Raw genomic sequence first — 24,971 nt, forward strand, 5'->3', positions numbered from 1 at the left:
TCCAGCGTAGAAAAGAGCGCTTACATCGTAGTTTAGTAGCGTTTCGAAACGCTTTCAAAGCAAGTATGATTTTTATAGAGATACGTCCGTACTCTGAAAAAAACAAAAGGAGGGTTCAATTTGTCAAGATCGAGAAAAAGGATTGTAAGTATGGGTTTGTTGTTTTTCATGTTGACGACAACGCTTTTTCCAGCAGCCGTTTGGCCAGCAGCAACCGTTCATGCCCAATCTGACGAGCCAGGTTCTGAAACCGTTACCACTTCCGTTTATGAGTCCGTTTATGATGGGCTAGTCACATTGGAATCATCTAATACGCTGTTAGAGGATAACTTTAAATGGGCAACCGGCCAGGCGCTTGAGTTTGTCCAGACGGGCAAGTCAGGAGTCATTAATGGAAACAAGGGAGGAGGCCAACCCGGGCCGTATACATATATCCCATCTTATTGGGCGGGATATAAGCATCGTACTGCTTTTTACAGCAGAGACTTCGTCCATCAATCATCAGGTGCGAGCATACTTGGCTTGAACAATGAAAATTTCAGCATGTTCCAAACTTTTGCCAAGGGGATGACGGTGGCAAGAAAATGGTACACCCTCTGGGCGTATAACTTTGACGCTTCCAATTATACTGTCGACTATAAGAGCGATACTAACTTCGTACGTGAGGTGCCCGCGCAATTTGAGCTTGTCGAGAAGGCGTATAAGCAATATCTTTGGTCAGGAAATGACGACTATATTAACGACCCTGACCTATGGAATTTTTACACCAAGACGGTAACCGATTTCATCACCTTGCATGACACGAACGGCAATGGAGTTGCCGAAGGAACGGGCGGCGGCATTTTCTCCGGCGCAGTAAGCTACAATGAAAGAAGCGACGAGAAGATCATTGAAGCCGGCGATGCGATTGGATCGCAGTATCAAGCATTTCTTGCGTATGCCAATATGCTGGAAGCGAAAGGCAACAGCGCTGAAGCAGCAAATTACTTTGCCAAAGCACAGCAGTTGAAAGATTATTTCAACAACGAGTGGAGCATCAAGGACGACGACAAAGCAGGCATTTATGCCAGAGCGCTCGGAATTGACGGCCATACGAAATATTCCGGCTTCGGCAAAGAGAACAGCTGGTTTATGCCAATGAAGCTCATCACCGAGCCTGGTCAAAGAAACAGCAACTATCTGGACTACATTTCGGGCCAAATTGGCAATGGCTTGCTATATGCAACGCCGACCTCGAAATACCAAATAGACAAACCGAATTCTCCGACCAATGTGGAGGCGTATACTTATTTGCCCGACACGTTTTATCCGTATAACCGGGTGAATGAAGGCTGGAAATGGCTTAAATTCCTCATGGAGACGAGACCTAACAGACATGAGCAATTTGCCTCGGGCACACTGACCAACGGCGAATATCCGGAAATTTCTTACACGATTATCGGCAACGTTATTGAAGGGCTTATGGGGATTGAGCCTAACGCACCTAAGCATGCAGTTGTAACTGCGCCAAGGCTTGCAAGCGAGGTTCCCGACGTGAAGGTTGATTTCCTGAAGATCGGAGCCAATGAGCTTAGCGTTGCTCATACAGGCAACACCAAAACAGAGCTTGGAAACAAAAAAGGCACGGAGCCGCTGACGTGGGAAGCTCGTTTTTACGGTGAATTTCCGACGATTAATTTAAACGGAACCGATCTGCCTGCCCTTCATAAAACAGTGAATGGCGTGAAGGTAAGCTACATTACGACATCGGTTGCTGTAGGCGACACCGCGCAAGCAGAGGCAAGTACAGTTGGAGTCGCGGATAAGGCAGACGTCCCTTCCAGTGATCGGGCAACTGGCACTTATGAAACGACGATTGCTACGGCATTAACGACACCAACAGCCAATGCAAAAATCTATTACACATTGGACGGCTCAACGCCAACAAGAGACTCAAACCTTTATACGAGCCCATTCATCATTCAAAAATCGGCTACGTTAAAGCTGTTTACAGCAAGCGAAACACTACTCGACAGCGATGTTGTTTCTTATAGTTATACGATTAACGCTCCGATTGTAGAAAAACCAGCTTCATCGAAAGAGGCAGCAACGTACAGTGCTCCTTTCTCGATTACACTAAGCACAGGCACAGCAGGAGCAGATATTTATTACACCACAGATGGCAAAACGCCGACTAGAAATAGCACAAAGTACGTCAATCCAATCGCAATTGATAAAACAACAACAGTAAAAGCAATTGCCTATAAAAATGAGCTTGTAGATAGTGACGTAGTCGTGTTTGACTATGCAATCGTCTTGCCTGTTGCAAGCACACCAACAGCGAATAAGGCGACAGGTCGTTACACTGAGCCGTTCCAATTAACGCTTGGAACAGAAACGGCAGGCGCTTCCGTCTACTACACAACAAACGGAGATACACCAACGATTAACAGTACACTCTATACAGGTGCAATTGACATTACCCAATCAACTACGGTAAGGGCAATTGCTATGAAAGACTTTTACACGAACAGTAATGTTTCATCCTATTCCTATCGAATCGTCAAAGGTCCGCTTGCTGATCCTGCAAGTGCAACCGTATATTTATCCGACATGAACTGGGTTAGCGCAACTACAGGTTGGGCGGGGCATCCGCCGCTAAAGGATCGTGCCATTAATAATGCGAATACGCCGATTAAAATTAACGGCAAGACTTATGCGAAAGGGATCGGAGCTAACGCCACTTCTATTATTAAATATAATATTGGCGGCGGATACGGCACACTTAAAGCCGTAATCGGCATAGACGACGTTCAAAACAAGAAGGGCACGGCTACTACCATTTGGTTCGAGGTGCTGGGGGATGGTTTCTCTCTTTATAAGAGCCCGACAATGAACACAGTGACCGGTCCAGCAGCTGGCATTCCAATCGAATTGGATATCGTAGGTGTAAATGAGCTTACGCTTGTATTGAATGATGCTGGCACGCCAGCAAACAATCCTTCAAACAGCGATCATGGTGACTGGGCTGACGCAAAAATTTTCCCGCGAGGTGCGGTTGCAAGCGTTGCACTTAACAAATCGACAGTAGGATTGTCTGTCTACGGTACAGAGCAGCTTACTTCTGCCGTTTCTCCATCAGATGCGACTAATAAAGCGGTAACATGGACTTCAAGCAATCCATCAGTTGCGTCAGTAGATGCGGAAGGAAAAGTTACGGCAGTAGCGCTAGGTACGGCGACTATAACAGTAACCACACAAGATGGCGGTTCTACGGCAACTTCGACTGTTACGGTTACGCAGCCGGTAACGGGAGTGACATTGAGCGAATCATCATTGAGTCTTGCTAAGGGTGAGAAATCAAAGCTGACAGCGACAATTGCGCCTGCGGATGCGACGAATAAGGGCGTAGAGTGGAGCACGAGCGATTCGGCGATTGCGACAGTAAGCAGCACTGGCGAGGTAACCGCGGTAGCGCTTGGTACAGCGACGATTACGGCGACAACGAAAGATGGCGGATTGAAAGCCACGACGACTGTCACGGTAAAGGTACCGCAAGTTAGTCTTCAATCTTCAAACACGCTGCTTAAAGATAATTTCGAATGGGCAATCGGTCAGGCGCTCTCGTTTGTACAAACGGGTAAATCTGGACCGGTTAACTGGAACAAAGGCGGCGGCCAGCCAGGTCCATTTGAATATATCCCATCTTATTGGGCGGGTTATAAGCATCGCACTGCTTTTTATAGCAGAGACTTTGTCCATCAGGCACCAGGAGCGAGCATACTCAGACTTAACAACGAGAACTTCAGCATGTTCCAAACCTTTGCCAAAGGGATGACGGAAGCAAGAAAATGGTACACTTTATGGGCGTATAACTTTGACGCTTCCAACTATACGATCGACTGGAAGAGCGACACCAACTTTGTCCGTGAGGTGCCTGCACAGTTTGAGCTAGTCGAGAAGGCGTATAAGCAATATCTATGGACAGGCAACGAAGACTACCTAAATGATCCGTTCTTATGGGATTTCTATACGAAGGTCGTTACCGATTTCATTACTTTGCATGATACGAACAGCAATGGTGTTGCAGAGGGCACGGGTGCCGGTATTTTCTCAGGCGCAGTAAGCTACAATGAGAGAAGCGACGAGGTTATTATCGAAGCCGGCGACGCGATTGGCTCGCAGTATCAAGCATTCCTTGCTTATGCGAATATGCTGGAGGCGAAAGGCAATAGCGTTGAAGCAGCTAAGTACTTCGCTAAAGCAAAACAACTGAAAGATTATTTCAACAATGAGTGGAGCGTCTACGAGGGTGATACAGAGGGCAATTATGCTAGAGCTTTGAATAAGAACGGAGTTACGAAATATACGAATTTCGGTAAAGAGAACAGTTGGTTTATGCCGATGAAGCTTATTACCGAGCCAGGACAAAGAAACAGCAAGTACCTGGACTATATTTCGGGCCAAATCGGCAATGGTTTGCTCTATGACAGCCCAACTGCAAAAGCAAAGCTGGATAAACCGAATTCTCCAGCAAACGTTGAGGCCTATACGTATTTGCCAGATACGTTCTATCCGTATAACCGTGTGAATGAGGGCTGGAAATGGCTTAAATTCATCATGGAAACGAGACCGAACAAACATGAGCAGTTTAACTCCGGTACATTGACAAACGGCGAATATCCGGAAATTTCGTACACCATCATCGGCAACGTGGTTGAAGGGCTGATGGGCATTGAGCCGAATGCACCTAAGCATGCGGTTGCAACAGCGCCAAGGCTTTCAAGCGAAGTTCCGGACGTTAAAGTTAATTACTTGAGAATCGGCGAAAATGAAACAAGCGTTGCCCATACAAGCAACACCAAAACCGTGTTTGAAAATAAAACCGGCACAGAGCCGATTACATGGGAAGCGCGTTTTTACGGAAACTTCCCAACGATCAAGCTTAACGGTACAGATACGCCGGCACTTTATAAAACCGTAAATGGCGTGAAAGTAAGCTATATTACGACATTGGTTGCGGTAGGCTCTAGTGTTGAAGCAGAGGCAGTCGCAACGGGGACAGCGAATAAAGCAGCAGCCCCATCCAGCGATAAAGCGTCTGACACCTATGTTACAACGATTTCTGTCGCGTTAACGTCGCCAACGGCAGATACAAAAGTATATTACACGTTGGATGGCACGACGCCGACAAGAGACTCCAAGCTTTATACGGGTCCATTCATCATTCAAAAAACGGCAACGTTAAAGGCGATTGCAGCCAGTGAGACGCTTTTGGACAGCGATATCGCTTCTTACGATTACACGATTAACGCGCCGATTGTAGCGATCCCTACTGCGAATGTAGAGGCGGGATTGCACGATAAGTTTTTATCAATCGAATTAAGCACGGCTTCGGCAGGTGCAGATATTTATTACACGATTGACGGCAAAACCCCAACAAAGAACAGCACAAAGTACGTCAATCCGATCAAGATTACGAAAACAACGACAGTAAAAGCCATTGCGTTTAAGGAGCAATGGACGGATAGTGAATTAGCGACCTTTGCTTATGAGATTGTGCTGCCTAAGGCCGCTAATCCAACAGCCAGCAAGCCAGGAGGGCGCTACGATGATCCGTTCCAAATTACACTTGAAACAGCAACAGCAGGCGCAGCCATCTACTACACAACAAACGGCGATAAGCCAACGAAGGACAGCACGCTTTATACAGGTGCAATCGACATCGCCAAATCGACAATACTGAAGACGATTGCTATTAAGGATGAGTATTACGATAGTGATATTACATCGTTTGTTTATCACTTCAATGGCACGCTTCCAGAACCGGCAAGCAAAGAAGTCTATCTTTCTGACCTCGATTGGGAAAGCGCAATTAGTGGTTGGGCAGGGCATCCGCCGCTCAAGGATCGTGCCATCAACAGCGCTTCCACACCGATTAAGATCAATGGCAAGACGTATGCTAAAGGTATCGGAACGCATGCGATTTCAACCATAATCTATAACATTGGCGGAGGATACGGTAAATTTAAAGCTGTCATTGGGATAGACGATGTGAAAAATACGTCGACCTCACCAAGCAGCATATGGTTTGAGGTTCTAGGGGATGGCGTATCCCTTTATAAGAGCCCGACTTTGCAAGCCGTAAACGGAGTTCCAGCACAAGGCATTCCGATTGAAGTGGACGTAACGGGAGTATACGAGCTTACGCTTTATGTGAGCGATGCAGGCTCGCCTGTGTCTAATCCAACGAACAGCGACCATGCTGACTGGGCTGACGCGCTGCTCATCCCGCGTGTTGATGTTGTAAAAGAAATAGCGGTGACAGGCGTAACAGTAAGTGAACCGTCACTTGGCTTAGCGACTGGAGTGAAGTCAACGCTGGCAGCGACAATTCTGCCTGCGAATGCGACGAATCCTGCTGTAGAGTGGAGCACGAGCAACGCGGCTGTTGCAACAGTAAGCAGCACAGGCGAGGTAACTGCAGTATCAGCAGGTACAGCGACGATTACGGTGACAACAAAGGACGGCGGCTATACAGCAACGACGACCGTTACGGTAGCGGCGCAGCAAGTTGCGGTAACGGGCATGACCGTAAGCGAGAACACACTTAATCTAACAACTGGGGCGAAATCGACGCTGACAGCGACGATTGCACCTGTGGATGCAACAAATAAGGATGTAGAGTGGAGCACGAGCAACGCGGCTGTTGCAACAGTAAGCAGCACAGGCGAGGTAACTGCAGTATCAGCAGGTACAGCGACAATTACAGTTACTACGAAGGATGGTGGTTTTACAGCAACGACGACCGTTACGGTAACGGCGCAGCAAGTTGCGGTAACGGGCGTGACCGTAAGCGAGAACACACTTGATCTAACAACTGGAGCGAAATCGACGCTGACAGCGACGCTTGCACCTGTGGATGCAACAAATAAGGATGTAGAGTGGAGCACAAGCAACGCGGCTGTTGCAACAGTAAGCAGCACAGGCGAGGTTACTGCTGTATCAGCAGGTACAGCGACAATTACAGTGACAACGAAGGATGGCGGCTATACAGCAACGACGACCGTTACGGTAACCGCGCCAAGTACATCGGGACCTGGTCCAAGCGGACCTAACGAGCCTGTGAAGCCTGTAGAACCATCTGTTGTTGACCCGAAAGGCAGCATTAAGCTGGAGCCTAAGACAGATGCAAATGGCAAAGCGAATGTCGTGCTGAATGAAAAAGATATTTTAGCCGCAGGAAACCATTCCGTAAACCGAACAATTAGTATTGAGGTTAAAACGGAAGCGGGCACCAAGGATATCGCGATCTCTGTTCCGGTTGCGAAGCTTCAGTCGGGAACGACTTTAGCGATCGATACGGGCTTTGCGAGTGTCTCCATTGCGCCTGAATTGCTGGTGCATGAAGATGGAAAGGCGGCAGCGGCACTAGAACTTTCCGTATCGCTGGTTGACAAAGCAACGCTTCCAGCTTCTGTGCAAAGCATTTTTGGAAATAATGAAGTATTTGATTTCAATCTGACTATCGATGGCAAGAAACAAAGTCATTTTGGAACCCATCGCATTGATGTTGCCATGCCGTACAAACTAAAAGACGGAGAAAATGCCAATCAAATTGTCGTTTACTACATTAATGACAATGGCGAGCTTGAAATCGTTAAAAACGGCAGATTTAGTCCGGCAACGGGCAATGTTGAGTTTACTGCCAAGCACTTTAGCAAATATGCAATTGCCACGGTCAAATTAACATTCACTGATATCGGCAGCGTCGCTTGGGCAAAAGATGCGATCGAAGCGCTTGCTGCAAGACAAGCGATTAACGGTATTGGCGAAGGCAAGTTTAATCCGAATGGTCAAGTGACTCGTGCAGAATTTATCGCTATGCTGGTTCGGACATTCGATCTACAGTCTGACAATCCGGCCACCAGCCTGAAGGATGTTGTTGCAGGAGCTTGGTATTATGACGCAGTAGCTTCCGCACAGATGCTTGGCATCGTGAAGGGCAAAGCGGATGAAAGCTTCGGTATTAACGACCGAATCACCCGCCAGGAAATGGCGGTCATGGTGTATAGAGCAGCCAGCCTTATAGGCAAGCCGTTAACATCCGATCCGGCATCGGGAGGCTTCAGCGACCGGAATGAAATCGCTGCGTATGCTTTGGATGCGGTATCCGCCATGCAGCACGAGGGCTTGATTAAAGGAATGGAGGACAACAAATACGCTCCATTGTCTAATTCTACCCGTGCGCAAGCAGCAACTATTATTCACCGGTTGTATTTGCTGGTGAACTAATACCAAGAAATAAAAGAAAATCCCCCTATGTGGAAGCATGCAGCTTAAGCTGTATGTTCCGTATGAGGGGATTTTTCTGAAAGCATGCCCTCATATGTACGCAAAAAGAGACCCACAGCATTCGGTGCTGTGGGTCTTAAATATATATATTACAAAAGGGGGTTGTTTATAGTATAGGTTGTTTTCATTAAAACGAGATGAAGATTAGATTTCAAGTTTATTACAAATGAATGGGAAAGACTGTAATTTCTATGTACATATTAGGGAGATGAGCGGAATAGACTTGTTTTAAGCAGAAAACTTGTCCGTTTAGGTTTATCCAGAGAGGATGGGATTTATTGATATGACGAAGGCCAATTCGAATATTGCCATATTGGGCATTGGAACAGCCGTGCCGCCCTATTTAATTGATCAAGCCGATACGGCAAGAAGACTAGTGGATGCGCTGAGCGACAAGCCGGATTCCGCCCGCTGGGGGAGAAGAATCTTCAAGCAATGCGGAGTGGAAAGCCGTTATACCTGCGAGCCGAATTTACTTGCGGAAGCGGCTGAATGCCGTTACTTGCCAAGTGCGACTCCAGAGCTAGCGCCATCGACTTCGGAGCGGATGGGCATTTACAAGCGGGAATCGGTTCCGCTCGGGCTTCATGCGGCAAGACAAGCACTAGCCGATGGTGATGTTGAGCCTGCTGCCATTACGCATCTGATCACCGTCAGCTGTACCGGACAATTCCTGCCGGGCATGGATGCGGCTATCGTGCAGCAATTGGGGCTGGCTCCTACGATAACCCGCATCCCGCTTAATTTTTTAGGATGCGCGGCCGGCCTCAAGGCAATTGGATTGTCGCGTCAAATCGTAGCAAGCGATAATAACGCGCATGTATTAGTCGTGTGCGTTGAGCTTTGCACGCTGCATATTCAGCCATCTGGCGACAGGGAATCTCTATTTGCCGCATCGTTCTTCGGGGATGGGGCGTCGGCCTGCGTCATTGGGGCGGCGAAGCCTCCTTACCAACCTCTATTCGAGCTTGGCAAGGAGCGCTCCGTCCTGCTGCCTGATTGCGCCGAGGAAATGGTATGGGAGGTAGGCAACCACGGCTTTGACCTGTACTTATCCCCGCATATTCCGAAGCTGATCGGCGAATTTATCCCGGCAGAGGTAGAGCGGCTGTGCGGCGAGGAAGAGCTTGCGCTATGGGCGATTCATCCGGGCGGTAAGGGGATTATCGATATTTTGCAAAATAAGTTCGAGCTAACCGATGAGCAAACCGCACATAGCCTAGGCGTCTTGCGCGATTACGGCAACGTATCCTCCGCTACGATTCTTTTTGTGCTGGATGCCATGCGAATGCATTTGCAGGAGAGCGGGTCAGACGCGGTCAGCGGCATTGCGCTTGCATTCGGACCCGGCCTTACAGCCGAAATGATCAAGATTGCATATGTTCCTGCAACCATCGCAAGAGAGCGTGGGCAGCAGCAGGCGGACGGGGCATATGTCTAAGGGACTTCGCATGCGCGCCGAGGCGGCGGAATTGATGGACGATTTCTCCATCGGAGGCTCCGAGCTGCGGGAAGCGCTAAGGCAGCTTCGCCTCCTGAACCGGATATTTGTCGCATCAGCCCCTACGCTGTATGGGGTGAAGCGTCTTTGGGAGAAAGCGAACAAGCCAAGAAGCTTGTCTATTTTGGATGTTGGAGCGGGTTCGGGCGATGTGAACCGACAGCTGCTGAGATGGGCGGACATACAGGGGATCGAGCTTACGATTCGGCTGGTGGATTTGACGGAGGAGGCTTGCGAGGAGGCGAGGCTCTTTTTCCAAAATGAGTCTAGGGTTCAGGTGAAGCAAGGCGATTTATTTGCACTTCCAGAAGGAAGCGCGGATATCGTGACGGGGACTCAGTTTCTGCATCATTTTGATGAAGAAGAGCTGCCCCATACAGTCGGCAGCATGCTGAGCGTGTCCAGGCTTGGGGTCGTCATTAACGATATCCATCGCCACTGGATCGCTTGGGCGGCTGTATGGCTGACGACTAGAATGATTTCGACCAATCGGTATATTTTGAACGATGGGCCGCTGTCTGTAGCTAAGGGATTCCGCGCCGGCGATTGGAGGAAGCTTGGGCAAATGCTGGGGCTTCCCGCCATTTATTATAAGTGGAGGCCTTTATTCCGATACGCGGTTGTCATTGATAAGGCGCAAATAAATTCATCCGACGAAAGAGGGCTCGTATGACTCGTATTCTCGATGCGGCAGTGTTAGGCGCGGGTATTGCCGGGAGCAGTATTGCCAAAGCGCTTGCGGATAAGGGATGGGATACGCTGCTGCTCGATCGCCAATCCTTTCCAAGGCATAAGGTATGCGGGGAGTTTCTCTCGCCGGAGTCGCAGAGCACGCTGCATGCGCTGGGCATTGCCGATTCCATTGCAGGGCTTGGTCACTGTGAAGTGGAGCGGGTACGGATCATTTTTGAAAAAGGGTCCGAGATGGAGCTGCCGCTTCCCGGCCATGCTTGGGGACTCAGCCGATATACGCTTGATTCCGCTCTTCATCTAGCCGCGGTGGATGCAGGGGCAAAGCTGCAAACGGGAGTAACCGTGACAGATGTTCAGAAGGCGAATCGCGGCTATCTCATTCATACGAAGCGAGGCAGCGATATTAGCGTTATGGAAGCGAGAACCGTTATTGCGGCATGGGGCGCGAGCCAGCGCTCCGGGTTGCCGGGCTATCGAAGGCCAGCGTCCATTAAGAGCTCATACATAGGGGTCAAATCACATTTCCGCGGCATCGCTATGGAGCCGGTCATTGAGCTTTATTTTTTTCGCGGCGGCTATTTGGGTTTGTGCCCCATTGAGGGCGGTCTTGTAAACGCGTCGGCACTGCTTGCGCGGGAGGCTGCGGTAGATGCGGGGAAAACGATACTCGCTATCATAAGCGGGGTTGCGAAGCGAAATGCGAGGCTGCACGAGAGGCTGCGGTTTGCCGAGCCCGTCCTCGGCACGCAGGCCGCAGTTGCGCCTGTATTTCTAAACCGCAAGCCGCTGGCTTGGGATGGGCTGCCGCTTCTTGGCGACGCGGCAACGATGATTCCGCCGCTTTGCGGAGACGGCATGTCAATGGCTTTGCGCTCGGCAGCGCTATGTGCGCCGCTCGCAGACCGTTTTTTGCGAGAGGAACTATCGCTGGCTGGCTGGCAGCAATCCTTTACGGGGTCGATTAATAGGGAGTTTAAGCGGCCGCTGCAATGGGGAAGCCTCCTGCAATGGCTGTTCGGTTCGCCCATGCTATCCAATTGGCTGCCGAATGCTGCCAGACTGGCGCCAAGCCTAGCGCAAGAGCTCGTACATGCGACAAGATTAAAGCCATTCAGCAGCTAACAAGCCCATTTGGAGTCTGGAGGAGAACGCTCATGAGTAGACTTTGGCTCGCGCAGCAATCCTTCCGATTTCCGCGAGGAATGATCCTCTTATGGGCAATTGTGCTGCTTGTTATAGGCTCGCAGGCGTTCAAGCTGGATTCGGTCCTTCAAGATCATGGCTTGTATCCCAAGGATGGGCAATATGCGAAGGTGCAGCAAATGCTGGCTTCCGATTTTGCGGTGCCGGACTCGCCGGTAATGCTGGTTTTCGAGAAAGCGGACGGCATTTCCAAAGCTCGCTTTCGCTCGTTTATCGAGCAGGCGCTCGTTCAGGCAAAAGGGCTTGAGGGACTAACCGGTATCTTCTCTCCGCTTGAGCAGCAAGGGATGATGAAGGGCAACAACGCCTATGCGCTGCTATCGTTCAGCTATCCGCCTTATCGGATGCTGACAACGCTTGAGCAGCTTGACCAGAAGCTGCCAACGTATAACGGCATTTCTGTTAAGGTCACTGGCAAATCTGCCGTGCAAGCGGATGTAAACCAGGCGAGCCATTATGATTTAGCAAGAGCGGAGCTTATCGGGATACCGCTTGCCTTTCTTATTCTATGGCTCGTATTTCGCAGCATCGCTGCCGCGCTCATCCCCATTGTGATCGGAGTCGCAGGGGTGACGACTGCGATGGGCATCATGTACAGGTTAGGTACGCAGCTCGAGTTATCCAATTTTGTTTTGAATGTCGTTCCGATGGTGGGACTTGCTCTTAGCATTGATTTTGCGCTTATGGTGATCAGCCGGTTTCGGGAGGAGCTTAGCGAAGGCACGCCGCCTGCCGCGGCGCTTGCCCAGACGATGAGGACAGCGGGCAGGGCTGTTTTTGTATCTGCTGCCAGCGTCTTCTTAGGCTTGCTAAGCTTCGTCTGGATTCCGCTGCCCATGTTCTCCTCCATTGCGCTTGGCGCGATGACGGTAGTTGCGGTCTCCTTGCTGCTTTCGTTCACGCTGCTGCCCGCTCTTCTTGCGCTTTGCTTGCCTGCATTGTGGAGCAATAAAGCGAAAGCGGACAGCCGCACAGCCGTTTGGAACGGCGTTGTTCACTTCGTAATGCGGCGCCCGGCAGCCATAGGCTTGCTTGCAGGGGGAGTGTTGATCGTTTGCTTGCTGCCGCTTAGCAGCATGAAGGTCGCCATTCCAGATGCGTCATCGCTGCCGCAAAGCTACGATTCCCGCATGGCCGCCGAGACGTACCGCACACATTTTGAGCTGCCGTCCACATCCAAGGTTTGGGTGATCGCAGAGGGACAAACGGGCTTTCGGAAGCAAAAGGATTGGACAAGTGCTTACGCGCTTGCGAAGTCACTGGAGCGTGATCCAAGTGTCATACGGGTTGACTCGGTATTTTCAGAGCTGCGGCTGTCACCCGAGCAATTGCTGGCAATAGCCGGTAAGCCGCTGCAAAAAAAGAAATACGAGTCGGTGCTGAAGCCGTTTCTCAAAGATAACCGTATGCTGCTGCAGGTGACGATAACAGGCGAGCCTTCTTCGAACGAAGCGATGAGCTGGTTAAGGAATTGGGAGAAGCGCGGGGAAATATCGACGCTTGCCTTCTCGCTCGGGGGAGAAGCCAAATATGAGCAGGAAGTGTTTGATCTTATTTTTGGCAGCTTGTGCTATGTTTTGCTCTTTTTATTTGCCTCGAATTTCATCGTCCTTTTTGTCGCCTTCCGCTCCGTTCTCATTGCGATTAAGACGATTCTATTGAACCTGTTGAGCATTGGAGCCGCCTTTGGCATTTTGGCATGGATCTTCGAGGAAGGCCGACTAGGGATGGAGCCGAGCAGCATCGCGGTCATGATACCCGTCTTCATTTGCGGCCTTGTGTTCGGAATAAGCATGGATTACGGCGTGTTTCTCGTATCGCGCATCTACGAGGAATATCGCAGGACAGGCGATAATGAGCAGTCAGTTATAACGGGCTTAACCTCGGTCAGCAAAATCATTACCTCGGCAGCAGCCATCATGATTGCGGTCACGGCTCCGTTCGCGTTTGGCGAGGTAGCGGGAGTGAAGCAGCTTGGCATCGGCATCGCGGCAGCTATTTTCATAGACGCAACGATTATTCGAATGCTGCTGGTTCCCTCCTTAATGAGCCTGCTCGGAAAATGGAACTGGTGGGCGCCGCGCTGGCTGAAATAGCGTCAAAAAAAAGGCTGCCCACCCCGTCGCATGACGTGGAAAGCAGCCTTTGTGAACGTATTATTCTGCTGAGGCAGCAGCCTGCCATTTTGAGTTCGCGAGCTCGCGGACCGTTTTCCATTCCGCCAAATGCTGCTCCAAATGGCCGATCAGCGCGTCAACGCCTTGGATGAACGGGGCTTGTCCGCTTGCTTGGATCGCTTCAATGGACTGGACCATGTCCGCGGACAAAGCGCTCGGAGCGGAAAGAGCGGCTGCCAGCTGTTGAAGGACAAGCTCGATGGAAGCGGCGGGGGCAGCTTGAAGAGCTCCCTTGTTTGCTTCTGCCTGCTCAAGCGGCTCTTGCGCAGCCTGCTTCTCTGCTTTAGGTGCGCTCGCTTTAGGCGCTGGGGCCTGCGCTGGTTTCGCGCGCTCTGCCTTGTTCTGCTCATGGGTCGACCAAGTTTCGATCAGGCCGCTGCCGGTTTTGAACAGCAGCTTATCCTTCGTGCTGTCCGAAATCGTTTTATCTTTGAACAGCTTCGCGATTTTTTTCACATCGCTCACCGGAAGCTCGTCCCTAGCGACTATAAGGGCAAGAGGATCACGATGCTCGATAGGCAAATCCTTAAGCGGGAGCAGCTGATCCTCGGTCAGCTTGTCCTTCTTGATCTCAGTTCCGCCGACGATCAGCTTCTTCACGGCATTGCCGAACTTTAGCAGCTCGCATTTGTTTTTGATGTAGGACTCGGGTTTGCCGAGCTTGCCGGACAAAAACTTGGTCGAGCTTCTGAACTTCGGATCGTTCAGCAGCTTGTTGAACGCCTCTGCCTCCTCGATCGGAGAGAAGCCTTCACGCGTCAAATTTTCCGCGATTTGCTCCAAATAAATTTCCATCTCGTCTGTAACGGTAGATACGATACACGGAATCGTAGGCCGTCCGAGCATTTTGCTAGCTTTGTAACGGCGGTTGCCGTAGATGATTTTATAACGCCCATTGCCGGTCGTTCGCACTTTAATCGGCGAGAGCAGGCCGATCTCATCGATGCTTTTCATCAATTCCTGCAGCGCTTCCTCGTCGAACTGATACCTGGGCTGATCGGTATCCTCGTCAATTAAATCGGTAACAATTTCAATGATATCCATGGGTGGTCTCCTTAAAAGTTTTGTGAAGCAAATCTTACTTCGAAAGCATACGCTTAGTTTGGTGAGCAAGCATTAGCTTAGTCTTCGTATATGTTTTAAATATTTTTGAAAGTCCGAGGTCTGATCTTAATCTAGTCTATTATATATCAAGGACGGAAATGAGGAAACGATAGGCATGTTTAGCGCAATCGTCTAAATGGAAAATGTTGAAACAAATCGCTAGCGGTGAACGTCAACAGTTGTTAAGGGGGTGGGCAAATCGTGAGGCGATTAAAGAGAGCTGGTGTCATTGTCTATTTGATCATCTGCATAGCATTAACCGGCTGCAGCTCCAAGCCGTATGGCGAATACAAGGACGGCCAAATGATAGGTTTTGTAAGCGGCGTAGATGAGCAGGGCAAGACCATCGAATTTGATATCTCGGAGTGGATGAAGCGCGATGAGCCAGGGCCGGCAATAGAAGATTGGGGGGCAAGCTATGAAGCGCATGTTGTTCCAGGCACCCGCATTACCAATGAAGCGGGCGAGCAGCTAGGATGGAGCGATTTGAAGCAGGGGCAGAAGGTGCAAATTAATCCGCCTTCAACAGAGAAGGTGACGGATACGCCGGATGAGCTCATTATTTTGACGATGCCAAATGAAGAGCTATTGAAGCGAGCAGGCTTTCTTGCCAGCAAAAAGGGAAGCTACCGAACGACTCTGGTCTACGAGAGCGGTCAAGCTGAACCGTTTGAAGTGGAGCAGATCGAGAAGGAAGCGGGCATCGTTCTTCAAGGCGGGTACAGCGCTAAGGAGTACGACCCGAACCACGTGCTGGATGTGAAAAGGGCATTCGGGATCAAGGCGTTTCCCGTTTTTCTAGTATTTGATACAGAGAAGCTGGCTCTGCAGACGGACCAGTTGGATGAAGTCGTAACGTTTATGAACGCAGCGAAGAAGAAGATTGGTCGTGATCCATATGGAAGAAATTCAAGGTGATTTATTAACGGTAGAGACATTAAAATCGGATTTTGCCAAGCTGGGCGTCACATCGGAGATGTCGCTTATGATGCACTCCTCCATGAAGGCGTTAGGCGGATATGTAAATGGCGGGCCGGTTGCCGTTATTTTGGCGATCGAGGAATTACTGGGCAGCAGTGGCACACTTGTCATGCCTACGCATACGGGTGACCTATCTGACCCTACGAACTGGCGATACCCTCCCGTTAGAGAATCATGGTGGGAGCCGATCAAGCAATCGATGCCCGCTTTTGAGGCGGATCTAACCCCTTGCAGAGGCATGGGGGCGATAAACGAATGCTTCCGCAAACAAAACGGCGTCATGCGGAGCAACCATCCCCAAGTCTCCTTTGCCGCATGGGGCTCTAAGAAAGACAGCATGACAGCCAATCATAGCTTGGCATACAGCCTGAGCGAACAATCCCCTTTAGCAAGGCTTTATGAGGCGAATGGCTGGGTGCTGCTGCTAGGCGTAACCCATAATCGGAATACCTCCTTGCATTTGGCTGAGTATCGTGCGAATTACAAGGGCAAAACGGAGATCATCAGTAAAGCGCCGGTTTTGGCAGATGGAGAGAAGCAGTGGGTTGATTTTCAAGATATCGATTTTGATTCGGATGATTTCGATCAGATTGGCGAAGCTTTTGAGCGGGAAACGGGTTATGTTCGGAGAGGAAAGGTGGGCAACGCCGACGCTCTGCTCATGCCGATGAAGGAACTAGTCGATTTTGGCGTAAAATGGATGGAAGAAAATAGAGGCCGTTAGCCGTAAGAGGCTGGCGGCCTCTTCGTTTAATGATGAGAGAAACTCATTCCAATGGACTATTTCACGATGCTAAAGAACTATTTTGATAGCGTATAAAGTTTGGTATATTTCTCCCTTATGTCGAAAAATGGTGGTATGATGAAAATTATAGCAAAATATCATCAGCCCGCATGGGAAGGGCGCAGAGGAGAAGCCAGCGTATGGTAACAATATTGAGAAAGCATCTGATTGTACGTATTTTATGTGCGATGATCGTAGTCATGGTTTTGATTGCGGGAGGCTATATTGGCACTCAAGTTACACAAACGAAGTCTGCTGTTGAAGAGGCGATTAACAGCTATAATATACGGATCGCGGAGAGCTATGCCGTTACGCTGCAAGCGGATCGGTTTGCCGAATTCCTTAAGCAGCCGCAGGAGACGGAGCTATATTGGTCGCTGCGCCAAGAGCTTGCTCAGTTCCGTACGAAGATAGGCGCCCGGTATGTATATTTTGTCCGTCTGGATGAAAATCGGGAGCCGAGAATTATGATCGACGGACTTCCTAAAGATGATGATTCCGCATCGCCCATTGATGAGGTGACGGATATGCCTGCTGCGGCTGCCGAGCTCGTTTTTGCCGGCAAAAACGCAAGCTCGCCGCTTATTAAAAACCCGGTATACGGCTCTTATCTATCGGCTTACGTACCGCTAAAAGATGCAAGCGGCGCCGTTGTAGGCGCAATAGGCATCGACACGGATGCGGCTGTATTTGAGCAGCTTGCGACAAATGTGATATGGGAGAGCATGCCTCTCTATATGATGATGCTCGTTGTCACCATCGTTTTGATCGGAGCGATCGTATGGTTTGTTCGACGCTCGCTGCTGCCCCTGCAAACCGTCAAGGCTAGCGCGGAGAAGATGGCTGTCGGAGATTTGGCGGAGGCGAATGCGATTTTGCGGGCAAAGCCTGTAAAGTCCATCGATGAAATCGGAACCGTGTACAAGGCCATGCTCATGATGTCCGAGCATTTAACGGAAAGAGTGCGCGGAGTGGTCGTCAACGTCGAGAAAACATCGGAGCAGCTTGTGACGTCCTCGCAATCTTTTGCCAGCAGTGCCGATCAGATGTTGACCATGGGCGAGACGATGAATGGATCGGTTCAGCAAATCTATGAAGGCGCACATATCCAGAAGACGAGTGCGGATGACAGCGCGCAAGCGATGGAGGAAATCGCACAGGGCATCGTAAGAATTGCCGAATCTTCTTCAACCGTCTCCAGCGCTGCGGTTCAGTCACTGGAAATCGCGCAGTCAGGCGAATTTGCTATGAAGCAGCTCAATAATCAGATTAGAAGCATCTCCGAGTCTACCGATCAGACGCTTGATATTGCAAGAAAGCTAAATGGCTATACAGGGGAGATTGGACTTGTCATCGGTTCGGTTCGCGAGTTTGCCGATCAGACGAAGCTCCTTGCTTTAAATGCATCCATCGAAGCCGCAAGGGCGGGAGAGCATGGTTCGGGTTTTATGGTTGTAGCCAATGAGGTGCGCAAGCTGGCGGACGCATCCGCTTCCTCCGTCGAGCAGATAACCGAGCTGCTAAGCCATATTGAAGCTTTTTCAAGTAAAATTAGCGATGAGATGGAGAAAGTCTCGAAGGATATTGGCGAAGGTGTCTCCTTATCGGGCGAAACCGCGGAATCGTTCGAGCATACCGTGGAGTCGTTCCGCCTCGTAAGCGAGCAAATTATGGAGGTCTCCGCAACAACCGAGCAATTAACCGCCGGGTCCGAGGAGGTCGCCGCTACCGTAAGCAACATTGCTTACATCGCTAGCGGAGTATCCGAAATGACTGAGCGCATTCAAGATCTGACCGCCAGGCAGCTCGGTATGATGAAGCAGGTGCATGAAGCGTCTGCCGTGCTCAGCGCCAACACGGAGGATATGAGACAAGCTATCGCACAGGTAAATGTTTGAATCGAGTTTTACAAACGGCTCAAGAAAGGTTACGGCCGGCTATCGAAAAAGATTAGGCTGAATCAAACAAAGGGAAATGCTCGGCTCATTAGTTTTTGCTAATGGCAAGCACCTCCCTTTGTTTTTCGCTATACGCTTAGACGCAGCTTTTTATCCAAATATTTTAACGCTTTCTCTGAACAAACCTCGCTCAGCTCCGCTTTGACGATCCCTCTGACCTCTGATAAATCGTCGGTCGCGGGCAGCTCTTTGCCGAGTGTGGCTTGCAGCCAGTGGCCGGAGCTTTCAAAGCACATGCTGCTCCAGCCGCCTTCAAAATCACTTTCCTGCGCACCGGTAATGACAATATCCGCGAAGTTCTGAAGCTCGACCAGCGCCCGGTCGTAATCTTTTTTCTGCTCCTTGGCCGTAAGCTGGCTCTCTTTGCGCAGTAGACGCGAATCGATATTGCCGGCTTCCTTGACGATATGATAGATGTTTTTGGCGTGCTGCGACATAAGACCGTTGTTATATCGCTCATCCACGCTTTTTCCAAGCGTCAGCAGCGGCTGGATGTATGGAAACAGGTCAATATGAATAAAGGATGCTTTGCTGCCAAAAAACTTGCCGTATGCCGCATGCTCATCCTTTACGATTTTGACGCGCCATGGCCATGGGTCAAACTCCGTTTCGGTATGCCAGCTGTCGCTCGGAACGAGTGCGGATAGGGAGGGATGGTCAGGAATCAGATCGGAAAAAGGGAAAATCTTATATTCGCCAACAAGCTTTACGAACTCCGGATAAGTAGAGATACTCATAGGTTCACTCCTAGATATGGTCTACTGAATCTATTCTAGTAGTATCCATAAATATCCTCTCACAACCTCCATTCTCTTTTCGTTTCACTAGACATTTATTGCTTTGCTGACGTTTTTTTGTTCCGAAGCATAATGAATGCGACGATCACGCCAATTAAAGCAAACGCCGCACTCGTGTAAAAGGCGAGCTGAATAGAATGGGTCAGCATCTCTGGCGTTTGAGCTTCCAGTGCGGAATCTGCTGTTGCTGCCGCCGTAACGATAGCCATGATGATGGCAAGCCCAACCGCGCTGCCTATTTGCTGGCCTGTTGAAACGATAGCAGAGGATACCCCTTGATCCTTTGGCTCAATGCCTGTTCCGGCTGCAATAAACATTGTTGTGAATACGATTGCCTGGCCAAGTCCAGCAATTAATATGCCGGGGAGAAATCCAAAGAACGTTCCATGATGCGAAAGCTGGGTAAGGAGCATAAAACCAGCTGCCCCGAGCGCCATGCCGCTGCCAAGCGTTCCCGCTATTCCAAATGCGCTTAGCACACGATTGACTAGCTTTGCTCCTAAGAGTGCGCTTAAAGTGAGCGGCAAAAATCCAAGACCGGACTGAACTGCCGTATAATGAAGCGCCTGCTGCATATAAAAAGGGTTGTCTATTCTAGACTAACTGGTCTGGAAAAGTCAAAAAAAATATCGGACTGATTAGTCCGGAAAATACAAAAAAAGAAAGCTTGCTCTTCGTCCATCTTATTCATCAAGGACACTGAATGGTCAATATCTGCGAGAAACAGAAAGCTAATTCTTAATTATGGCGGAAGAGTAACTTTGTGTTAGTAACAAGCGTCTATGTTATATCTGCAAATGAGGAGGCGATTATAGTGAAAAAGTTTCTGAAAACGGCAGCTGCCGCATTAACGGTAGCAGGCGTTTTGTCAGCGGGCGCCACCGGCATGGCAGCGCCAGCGAAGCCGTCAAAAATGTTCATTAACGGCGTTTACCAAGAAGACATGTTGATTGTAAACGACAGAACGATGGTTCAGCTTCGGGCTTTTAACGACCCTAAATCATTTATTTATTCCTATGAGACAGCAACAAAGACCATTATCATCAACAATCCGGTCAAGAAAATGACGGTGCTTCTAAAAAATGGTTTGAAAACAGCGGAAGTAAACGGCAAAGATGTGAAGCTGGATGCACCTGTCACCGTGAAGGCAGGGCGTACTTACATTCCCGTTCGTTTCGTAACCGAGACGCTCGGCGGTAAAGTTGATTACGACAGCAGCGCAAAATATATCATTGTCCGGACCCCAACCGGCGATGAGCAGTTTAATACTTTGAAAAGCGGCGACCTTGCGAAAGCGCGGGCGCTTGCCATTAAATTGACTCGGATAAATAATGGCAAAGAGATCGAGCCTTATGGCGAAGGATTTTCAACGACCTACACATTCCCTAAGGGGGAAGCGCTCCGCTATTTTATTTCGTATAAAGGTTTAGAAACGTATGTGGAAATCAACGCTAAAGGTATTGCTGAAATAAAGTGGCAGAAGGATACGTTAGGCAAAAACGGCCAAGCCGGAGAGGAACCGAAGCCGTTTGGCGAGTCGGTCACGTTCACGGATAACTTTATGGCTGATATGCTGACCTATGGTTCAGTGGATAGCACGGGTAAATATACGGAGCTAGGAGTCATTAATCGTTATACGGATAAACAATATGCGAATGTGGTCATTATGCCGATTGACGGAGAAGTACGTACGGATGCAAAGTGATGGGAATAGCGGCGCGCTAGCGAGGAGGATTTTTTATGATTATGGATCGATTGGATCATCTTGTTCTCACGGTTCAGAGTGTTGCGGCGTCTTGTGATTTTTACAGCAAGGTGATGGGCATGAAGGTGATTACTTTTGGGGAAGGAAGAAAGGCGCTGCAATTCGGAAATCAAAAAATCAACCTGCATCAATTGGGAGAAGAATTTGAACCGAAAGCAGCAACGCCGGCTGCGGGATCAGCGGACCTATGCTTTATTACAGCGCTGCCGCTGCCTGAAGTGATTCGGCATTTAGCCGAATGCGGCGTAGCAGTGGAGGAAGGCCCGGTTTTTAGGACGGGAGCGATCGGCAAGATCGAGTCCGTTTATTTTCGCGATCCGGATATGAATTTACTGGAAGTGTCCAACGATGTGGAATAATCGAAAATGGGAGGATCAGCCTTGATTAAAGAAATCGATATTACAAACCGAGCTCTTGCAGAGAAAATGTTAAACATTCAAATCCCAGCCTATAAGGTAGAGGCGGCGTTAATTGATTTTGATGAAATACCGCCCTTAAAGGACACAGTGGATACTTTGCTCGCATGCGGAGAAACCTTTTATGGCTATTACATAGAAGATGAATTGTGCGGGGCAATTGCTATAAAGGCTGAGGGCAGCGAGATCGATATTCATCGATTGCTCGTGCATCCCGATCATTTTAGGAAGGGAATTGCCCAGAAGCTGCTTCGTTACGTCGAAAATCTCGAAGGGGATTATCATACCCTCATCGTTTCAACAGGTTCCAAAAACGCGCCAGCCATCCATTTATACACGTCAAACGGCTTTTTCGAGACCGGTGTAATAGAAGTAGAAGAACGTTTGTCGCTCACTAGCTTCCAGAAAAAGATACGGCGTGAATAATAACAGAAGGAGATCGATCGATTGTATCGCTTAGCAACGGAAAAGACATTAACGCAAGAGATTTCGGTTTATGACGCTAACTCTCTGTATGGGGAGACAGGCAAATTTCGTTTTTTGCAATTTTCGGACGATGCGGTGCAAGGGGCAATCGATCTGAAGGATCCGAAGCGAATCGTGCTTGAATATCCGCGAGCGATTATCCATTTGATGGAGTGCAATCATCCGTCGTTCAAAAGCTTGTTTATGATTGGGCATGGCATCGGGACGATCGCCGGACATTACGCTGACAAACAAGTTAAAGTAGCGGAAATCGATGAAAAAGTAGTGGAGCTAAGCAGAGCGTATTTTGATTATCGCCGCGACAATGTCGTAATCGGGGATGGCCGCCAGATTCTTAGCGGGGAAGAGCCGGATTCGCTCGATTATATTATTGTGGACGCCTTCACCAAGGAAGGCACTCCCTTTCATTTAACAACGGCGGAATTTTTCGGTATGACGCAAAAAAAGCTCGATGCCAGAGGATCTATTATTTTGAATCTAATGGGGAAAATCAAGAATGATAGATTAATGAATGCCATTTATTCTACCTTAGTAGAAACTTATCCTTATGCCAAAGCTTTTTCGCTGCCCGGCAAGGATACGTCAGCTATGCGAAATATCATTGTGATCGGGAGTAATAAAGCCATCGATTATCAGCAGCAAGCAATGGCAGGTTTTGTTGAAACCGAGCTGGGAAGAGGACATGTGATGGTGGATAAGCAGGGAACGATAGGATGACAAAAGCTCTGCCGCATAGACTGCGAGCAGAGCCTTTATGGTGTGAGGGGTTTTGCTTAGTACAAATCAAACATGTTGATTTCGTAGCCCAATGTTTTCATATAGGTGAACATCTGTGCGCGGTGATGCTGTGCGTGGGTTGTAATCTCGATCAACCATTTGGCTTGAACCGAGCCATGCTCCAAATAAAACGGCTTTGTTTTTTTATGGAGGAATTCCTCTTCGGGAAGCTCTTCCATATATTTTCTGACCTGATCCATGCCAGAAACCATCCAAGCAATCAATGCTTCCTTGTCATTATCTTCAGCAATATCCGCTTCCAGCTTGCGAATGGCCGGTTCACTGCTCTCCTGAAGAATCAGTAGGTCGGATGAAGGGACAGATACGAGATGCTCCACCAATTCCAGCAGTGATCTCATAGATGGCTGCGGTCTGTAATCCCAGTGATCAGGCGAGATTTTGCGGATTAAATGAGCGGACGTTTTTACGATATGGTCCAATTCCTCGAGCAATAGTGCTTTGATTTCGTTAACGGCTTGCATGTGCTTTCACTCCTCATTTGAAATGGGCATAACGAAGTAATTCGACTAGGCTCGTTTTTTATTGTAGCTTATAATAGTGACAGGGATTGTCATAAATATAAAAATAACGGAGTACGATAATGTCCAAATCGAAACGACTGATCGAATTGATGATGACCGTTAACCGGAAGCGCAAGTTTACGGTGAAAGAGCTAGCCGATGAATTTGAAGTGTCAACCCGGACTATTTTAAGAGACTTGCAGGAACTGAGCGAGCTGGGCGTGCCCCTTTATTCAGAGGTGGGGCCTCATGGCGGCTATCAGGTGCTCAATGAAAGAATTTTGCCTCCCATCGCGTTTACGGAGGAAGAGGCGGTTGCTATCTTTTTTGCAAGCCATGCTTTGCGCCACTATTCCTACCTTCCCTTTGAGTCAGAGGCTTTATCGGCATTGAACAAATTTTACTTTTATATGCCTGGCGACGTGCGGGATCGTATCGATCAATTAAAAAACCGCTTTGATTTTTTTACGCCTGCAAGGCAAGTGAAGTCTCCCTGTTTGTCGATTTTGCTTGAAGGAGCTATTCAGCAAAAAATAGTTCTCATCGAATATGAATCGCGGGAAGGGCGCTCGAGCCGGCAAATACAGCCGATTGGCGTGTATGCAAGCATCGGTCTGTGGTACTGTTCTGCCTATTGTTTTCTTCGCGAGGAATCCCGGTTGTTCCGATGCGACAGAATTCATACAGCTGTGTTTGACACTTCGGGATTGCAGCCAATGGATTTTCGCCATGTTCACCTGGGCAACCAAGATGCGTTCTTTCAGAATGAGCAAGCGTATATCCCTGTTTATGTTGAACTAAGCAAGGAAGGGGTTCGGCGCTGCGAGTCTGAATTATGGCCTTCTCCAAAGCTTTATAAAAATGAGGATGGCAGCGGCAGGTTAGATGGCAGCATTCGAAAGGTTGATCTATCGTTTTTTGCGAATTTCTTTATTGGTTTAGGGAACGAGGCGACGGTAAAAGAACCGGCAGAGCTCGTGGAGCGTATGAAAGGGATTCTTTCGGAGATCATGGCGAAATATGAATAAGGTTTTTTGCTGGTTTGGCGGATGGGAATAATCGTAGTTATCCAGGTCATTCTACTGCGTTATTTGCGTCCGCGAATGTGTTTCTTCTAAATAAAGGCTTTGTGTGGCAGGGTAGCGGATTCATTGATTGAGGCGAGGCCAAGAAAAGAAAATGAAATTAATTTTGAAAAACACTTGCAATAGTGGGCAAGTACATGGTATATTCTTATTCCGGCCAAGAAATACACCGGAACGAAAGAAAAAAGATTGCTCTTTGAAAACTGAACAACGAGTAATAACTGCCYYKMWRATYCTWMSGRATSRKMRRAAAAAGCGATAAAAAAGTAATGAGCATTTCAAACACCAATTTGGAGAGTTTGATCCTGGCTCAGGACGAACGCTGGCGGCGTGCCTAATACATGCAAGTCGAGCGGATCTTGTCCTTCGGGATAAGATTAGCGGCGGAC

General features: G+C 49.0%; 17 protein-coding genes. 13 read left to right on the forward strand and 4 right to left on the reverse strand.

Annotated features, from left to right (window positions below):
• Positions 1-120: 120 nt before the first annotated feature.
• The 5 genes from ADU23_RS12615 to ADU23_RS12635 all read left to right on the forward strand — a co-directional run bounded on the left by ADU23_RS12615 (position 121) and on the right by ADU23_RS12635 (position 13,827).
• Positions 121-8,274 carry a chitobiase/beta-hexosaminidase C-terminal domain-containing protein gene (locus ADU23_RS12615; protein ID WP_157265755.1) on the forward strand — a complete coding sequence of 2,718 codons (8,154 nt, stop codon included), beginning with the start codon at positions 121-123 and terminating at the stop codon, positions 8,272-8,274.
• 343 nt (positions 8,275-8,617) lie between these two features.
• A complete protein-coding gene (locus ADU23_RS12620) occupies positions 8,618-9,775 on the forward strand; it encodes a type III polyketide synthase (protein WP_053377606.1) in 1,158 nt (385 codons plus the stop codon).
• Positions 9,768-10,508, forward strand: coding sequence for a methyltransferase domain-containing protein (locus ADU23_RS12625; protein ID WP_053374063.1), 741 nt, complete (start codon positions 9,768-9,770; stop codon positions 10,506-10,508). Before ADU23_RS12620 ends, ADU23_RS12625 begins: the two co-directional genes overlap by 8 nt.
• On the forward strand, positions 10,505-11,650 hold the full coding sequence (locus tag ADU23_RS12630; protein ID WP_053374064.1) for an NAD(P)/FAD-dependent oxidoreductase: 1,146 nt from the start codon (positions 10,505-10,507) through the stop codon (positions 11,648-11,650). Before ADU23_RS12625 ends, ADU23_RS12630 begins: the two co-directional genes overlap by 4 nt.
• Positions 11,651-11,682: 32 nt before the next feature.
• Complete coding sequence (locus ADU23_RS12635) at positions 11,683-13,827, forward strand: MMPL family transporter (RefSeq protein ID WP_053374065.1); 2,145 nt, start codon at positions 11,683-11,685, stop codon at positions 13,825-13,827.
• Between the two features lie 60 nt (positions 13,828-13,887).
• Here ADU23_RS12635 and ADU23_RS12640 read toward each other — a convergent pair whose 3' ends face one another.
• Complete coding sequence (locus ADU23_RS12640; RefSeq protein ID WP_053374066.1) at positions 13,888-14,952, reverse strand: ParB/RepB/Spo0J family partition protein; 1,065 nt, start codon at positions 14,950-14,952, stop codon at positions 13,888-13,890.
• A 261-nt stretch (positions 14,953-15,213) separates the two neighbouring features.
• Between ADU23_RS12640 and ADU23_RS12645 the strand changes: the two genes are divergently transcribed.
• The 3 genes from ADU23_RS12645 to ADU23_RS12655 all read left to right on the forward strand — a co-directional run bounded on the left by ADU23_RS12645 (position 15,214) and on the right by ADU23_RS12655 (position 18,675).
• Positions 15,214-15,930: a hypothetical protein gene (locus ADU23_RS12645; protein WP_053374067.1), complete on the forward strand. Its 717-nt coding sequence runs from the start codon at positions 15,214-15,216 to the stop codon at positions 15,928-15,930.
• Positions 15,911-16,717, forward strand: coding sequence for an aminoglycoside N(3)-acetyltransferase (locus tag ADU23_RS12650; RefSeq protein WP_053377607.1), 807 nt, complete (start codon positions 15,911-15,913; stop codon positions 16,715-16,717). Before ADU23_RS12645 ends, ADU23_RS12650 begins: the two co-directional genes overlap by 20 nt.
• Before the next feature lie 200 nt (positions 16,718-16,917).
• Entirely contained in the window at positions 16,918-18,675 is a 1,758-nt protein-coding gene (locus tag ADU23_RS12655; protein WP_053374068.1) for a methyl-accepting chemotaxis protein, read from the forward strand.
• A 128-nt stretch (positions 18,676-18,803) separates the two neighbouring features.
• Here the strand turns inward: ADU23_RS12655 and ADU23_RS12660 are convergent, their stop codons facing one another.
• Entirely contained in the window at positions 18,804-19,472 is a 669-nt protein-coding gene (locus ADU23_RS12660; protein WP_053374069.1) for an AlkZ-related protein, read from the reverse strand.
• A gap of 95 nt (positions 19,473-19,567) precedes the next feature.
• On the reverse strand, positions 19,568-20,107 hold the full coding sequence (locus ADU23_RS12665; protein WP_053374070.1) for an MFS transporter: 540 nt from the start codon (positions 20,105-20,107) through the stop codon (positions 19,568-19,570).
• A gap of 239 nt (positions 20,108-20,346) precedes the next feature.
• On the opposite strand from ADU23_RS12665, the gene ADU23_RS12670 reads away from it, so the two are divergent.
• From ADU23_RS12670 to ADU23_RS12685, 4 genes are read left to right on the forward strand one after another with little or no spacing between them, the layout of a single operon-like run.
• Entirely contained in the window at positions 20,347-21,237 is an 891-nt protein-coding gene (locus tag ADU23_RS12670; protein ID WP_053374071.1) for a copper amine oxidase N-terminal domain-containing protein, read from the forward strand.
• Between the two features lie 35 nt (positions 21,238-21,272).
• Positions 21,273-21,656 (forward strand): VOC family protein, encoded by a 384-nt coding sequence (locus ADU23_RS12675; protein ID WP_053374072.1) that lies wholly within the window; start codon positions 21,273-21,275, stop codon positions 21,654-21,656.
• Between the two features lie 21 nt (positions 21,657-21,677).
• The gene (locus tag ADU23_RS12680) at positions 21,678-22,139 is read left to right on the forward strand and encodes a GNAT family N-acetyltransferase (protein WP_053374073.1); all 462 of its coding nucleotides are present in this window, start codon (positions 21,678-21,680) and stop codon (positions 22,137-22,139) included.
• 12 nt (positions 22,140-22,151) lie between these two features.
• Complete coding sequence (locus tag ADU23_RS12685) at positions 22,152-22,916, forward strand: spermidine synthase (RefSeq protein WP_082311076.1); 765 nt, start codon at positions 22,152-22,154, stop codon at positions 22,914-22,916.
• 56 nt (positions 22,917-22,972) lie between these two features.
• On the opposite strand, the gene ADU23_RS12690 is transcribed toward ADU23_RS12685, so the two are convergent.
• Positions 22,973-23,458, reverse strand: coding sequence for a DinB family protein (locus ADU23_RS12690; protein ID WP_053374075.1), 486 nt, complete (start codon positions 23,456-23,458; stop codon positions 22,973-22,975).
• 119 nt (positions 23,459-23,577) lie between these two features.
• Between ADU23_RS12690 and ADU23_RS12695 the strand changes: the two genes are divergently transcribed.
• Entirely contained in the window at positions 23,578-24,525 is a 948-nt protein-coding gene (locus ADU23_RS12695) for a helix-turn-helix transcriptional regulator (protein WP_053374076.1), read from the forward strand.
• Positions 24,526-24,971: the final 446 nt, after the last annotated feature.

Source organism: Paenibacillus sp. FJAT-27812 (genome assembly GCF_001273905.1).
Lineage (GTDB): Bacteria > Bacillota > Bacilli > Paenibacillales > Paenibacillaceae > Pristimantibacillus.